This window comes from Amycolatopsis thailandensis (assembly GCF_042723255.1).
GTDB lineage: Bacteria > Actinomycetota > Actinomycetes > Mycobacteriales > Pseudonocardiaceae > Amycolatopsis > Amycolatopsis thailandensis.
In genome coordinates this window covers 1-3,742 of the sequence record NZ_JBHXJK010000261.1, presented here as the reverse complement: position 1 = coordinate 3,742, position 3,742 = coordinate 1, and the positions used below count along the sequence as shown (strand labels likewise).

The window sequence follows — 3,742 nt, the reverse complement described above, 5'->3', positions numbered from 1 at the left end:
TCTCCTCTCCTTTCCGCCGCCGCGGGTCGGCGGGCTCGCGGTGCGGGGCGTCCCCCCGCCGTCGCGCCGCCCCCACCCGCCGCCCCCGCCCCCCCCCCCCCCGCCCCCCGGGGGGGGGGGCGGGGGGCCGCCCCCCCCGGCGTCAACACGCGGAACCGCGCCGCGGCAGTCGAATTTCGGGGCGCAGCAAGAGCGAAGCGAATTGCGAAGCCCCCCGAAATGAAGACGCCGCGGCGCGGTGGAGCCTGGGGGTCGCTCCACCGCCGCCGCGGCTCCGCCGGACCGAGGGGGGAGGTGCCCGGCGGGGATTCATGCGCGCGACTGGGCTTCATCCCCAGTGGCGCGCCGAAACCGTGTGTTGCGCGTCAGTTAACGAGAGTAACGGCTGTTTGCGTGATCGCGCCATAACCGGCCGCAAATTAGTGGGGTGTTTTTTCACTTCCAGCGTTCGGTGAGAACTCCGAGTGCGCCCAGCGCGACGGCGGCGGCGGTGGAGGTGCGCAAAACGGTGGGGCCCAACCGGATGGCGGTCGCGCCTGCGTCGGTGAGGGTGGTGAGTTCTTCGTCGGTGATGCCGCCTTCGGGGCCGACGACGAGGAGGATGTCGCCCTGCGCGGGGAGTTCGATCTCGGTGAGGCGGGTGCTGATGCCGGATTCGAGGACGAGGGCGCGGGAAACGGTCTGGGCGAGTTCGGCGAGTTCGCGGGTGGTGGCGGGCTCGGCGACTTCGGGGACGTGGGCGCGGCGGGCTTGTTTGGCGGCGGCGCGGGCGGTGGTGCGCCAGCGGGTGAGGGCTTTGTCGCCGCGGGTGCCTTCTTCCCAGCGGGCGACGCTGCGGGCGGCGCGCCAGGGGACGATGGCGTCGGCGCCTGCCTCGGTGGCGAGTTCGACGGCGAGTTCACCGCGGTCGCCTTTGGCGAGTGCTTGGGCGACGATGACGCGCAGCGCGGGTGGTTCCTCGGTCCAGTGTTCTTCGATGGCGAGGGTGAGTGCCGCGTCGCGGCCTGCCTGGACGGCTTCGACGACGCAGCGCGCCATGCCGCCTTCGCCGTCGGAAAGCATGAGGCGTTCGCCGACGCGCAGCCGCCGGACGGTGGCGGCGTGCCGGGCTTCCTCGCCGTCGAGCGTGGTGCGCCCGGAGCCGGGCAGCGCGTCGGTGAGGAAGACCGGCAGTGTCGTCTCGGGCACGGGTTACCGGTGGTTCTTGGTGCGCAGCTTGGAGAACAGCCCGCCGGGTTTGGAACCGTTCGAAGAAAGCGAAGGCACGTCCTCGCCGCGCTGCTGGGCGAGTTCGACGAGGAGGTCGCGCTGGGCGTCGTCGAGTTTGGTCGGCACGACGACGTCGATGTGGACGTGCAGGTCGCCGCGTCCGTCGACGCGGCCGGAGGACCGCAGTCGCGGCATGCCCTTGGCGGTGAGGACGAGTTCGGTGGCGGGCTGGGTGCCCGGTTCGATGTCGAGTTCGTAGTCGCCGTCGATGAGTGTCTCGATGGGCACCGTGGCGCCGAGGGCGGCGGTGGTCATCGGGATGCGGAAGTTGCAGTGGAGGTCGTTGCCCTGGCGGACGAACACCTCGTGCGGCGCTTCGTCGATCTCGACGTACAGGTCGCCGGCCGGGCCGCCGCCGGGGCCGACCTCGCCCTGGCCGGAGAGCCGGATGCGCATGCCGTCGCCGACGCCCGGCGGGATCTTGGCGGTGACGTTGCGGCGGGCGCGGACGCGGCCGTCGCCGCCGCACTGGCGGCAGGGGTCGGGGATGACCTCGCCGAAGCCGCGGCAGACCGGGCAGGGGCGGGCGGTGACGACCTGGCCGAGGAAGGACCGCTGCACGGACTGGACCTCGCCGGCGCCGCCGCAGGTGTCGCAGGTCTTGGTGCCGGTGCCTTCGGCCGCGCCGGCGCCGCGGCACAGGTCGCAGACGATGGCGGTGTCGACGGTGATCTCGCGGTCGACTCCGGTGGCGCAGTCCTCCAGCGTGAGGCCGAGGCGGATGAGCGCGTCGGAACCGGGCTGCACGCGGCTGCGCGGGCCACGGCCGCGACCGCCGCCACCTCCGGCGGCGCCGAAGAAGGCGTCCATGATGTCGCCGAGGCCGCCGAAGCCCGAGAACGGGTCTCCGCCGCCTCCGCGCGCTCCGCCGTCCATCGGGTCGCCGCCGAGGTCGACGACCTTGCGCTTCTGCGGATCCGACAGCACCTCGTAAGCGGTGGTCACCTCGCCGAAGCGGTGCTGGGCGTCCTCCGACGGGTTGACGTCGGGGTGCAGTTCACGGGCCAGCTTGCGGTACGCGCGCTTGATCTCCTGATCCGTCGCGTTCTTCGCAACCCCGAGAATGCCGTAATAGTCCCTCGCCACCGTCTCCGCCTTCTCCTTCTGACTTAGACCTCAACGCCGCGCTCAGCGGCCGGAGAGGATCTGCCCCACGTAGTTCGCCACCGCGCGTACCGCGGCGATGGTGTTCGGGTAGTCCATCCTGGTGGGCCCGACGACGCCCATCCCGCCCAGCAGCAGGTCGTCCATGCCGTAGCCGATGGACACCACCGAGGTGCTGCGCATCTGCTCATCCTCATTTTCCTCACCGATGCGCACGGTGATCGCACCGGGGTTGCGCGCGGCCGCGAGGAGCTTGAGCACGATGACCTGCTCCTCGAGCGCCTCCAGCACCTGCCGCAGCGATCCGGGGAAGTCCGAGACGTTGCGGGTGAGGTTCGCGGTGCCGCCGAGCACCAGCCGCTCTTCCGGGTGCTCGACCAGCGATTCCACCAGCACGGTACAGACACGGGTGAGGTTGTCGCGCAGCTCGCCCGGCGACTTCTCGGGCAGTTCGGCGACCGCCGCCGCGGCCTCGGAGAGACGGCGGCCGGACAGGGCACCGTTGAGCACCGTGCGCAGCCTGCCGACGTTCTCCTCGGTGATGACGTCCCCGAGGTCGACGGTGCGCTGGTCGACCCTGCCGGAATCGGTGATCAGCACCAGCATCAGCCGGGCGGGGGTGAGCGGCACCACTTCCAGGTGACGGACGGCGGAGTTGGTCATCATCGGGTACTGGATGACCGCGACCTGCCTGGTCAGCTGGGCGAGCAGCCGGACGGACCGGCGCAGGACGTCGTCGACGTCGGTGCCGCTGTCGAGGAAGGCCGTGATGGCCCGGCGTTCGGCCGAGCTGAGCGGTTTGACCTCGGCGATCCGGTCGACGAACAGCCGGTACCCCTTGTCGGTGGGGATGCGGCCCGCGCTGGTGTGGGGCTGTGTGATGTAGCCCTCTTCTTCCAGAGCCGCCATGTCGTTGCGGACGGTGGCGCTGGACACACCGAGGTTGTGCCGGTCGACGATCGCCTTGGATCCGACCGGCTCCTGGTTCGACACGTAGTCGGCGACGATCGCGCGCAGCACTTCGAAGCGGCGCTCTTCCGCGTTGGCCACCTGCACCTCCCTCGGCTCGTCCTCACAACGAGTTTACGGAAGGCATAGTGCCCGGGGAGCCGAAGGACGTCTTTGGGGCCTCGTGAGTGGCTAGGCCGCGGTACCGGCGCTTGTTCGCCTGCCGGGAAAAGTGCTTCACGCGCCACAGCTGTGGACGGTGTGGCAGGTGAGCGTTCCGCAGTCCGTGAGCCACCTCGTGAGTGGTGGGCCGGGTCTAACCCGAATCGCCACTCACGACCACCCCGGCCGGACGGTCACCGCCGCTCCTGCCCGCTTCCCAAGTACATGATGGCCCCCTTCCTTGCGCCTAGCGCAAGGA

At 70.8% G+C, this 3,742-nt stretch carries 3 protein-coding genes; all 3 read right to left on the bottom strand.

Annotation, left to right across the window (positions count from 1 at the left end):
- Positions 1 to 435: 435 nt before the first annotated feature.
- The 3 genes from ACFWMR_RS42525 to hrcA are packed head-to-tail and all read right to left on the bottom strand — an operon-like array spanning position 436 to position 3,423.
- Positions 436 to 1,188: a 16S rRNA (uracil(1498)-N(3))-methyltransferase gene (locus ACFWMR_RS42525; RefSeq protein WP_378382488.1), complete on the bottom strand. Its 753-nt coding sequence runs from the start codon at positions 1,186 to 1,188 to the stop codon at positions 436 to 438.
- Positions 1,189 to 1,191: 3 nt separating this feature from the next.
- On the bottom strand, positions 1,192 to 2,355 hold the full coding sequence (gene dnaJ / locus ACFWMR_RS42520) for a molecular chaperone DnaJ (protein ID WP_378274393.1): 1,164 nt from the start codon (positions 2,353 to 2,355) through the stop codon (positions 1,192 to 1,194).
- A gap of 42 nt (positions 2,356 to 2,397) precedes the next feature.
- Positions 2,398 to 3,423 carry a heat-inducible transcriptional repressor HrcA gene (gene hrcA / locus ACFWMR_RS42515; protein WP_093935310.1) on the bottom strand — a complete coding sequence of 342 codons (1,026 nt, stop codon included), beginning with the start codon at positions 3,421 to 3,423 and terminating at the stop codon, positions 2,398 to 2,400.
- Positions 3,424 to 3,742 lie beyond the last annotated feature (319 nt).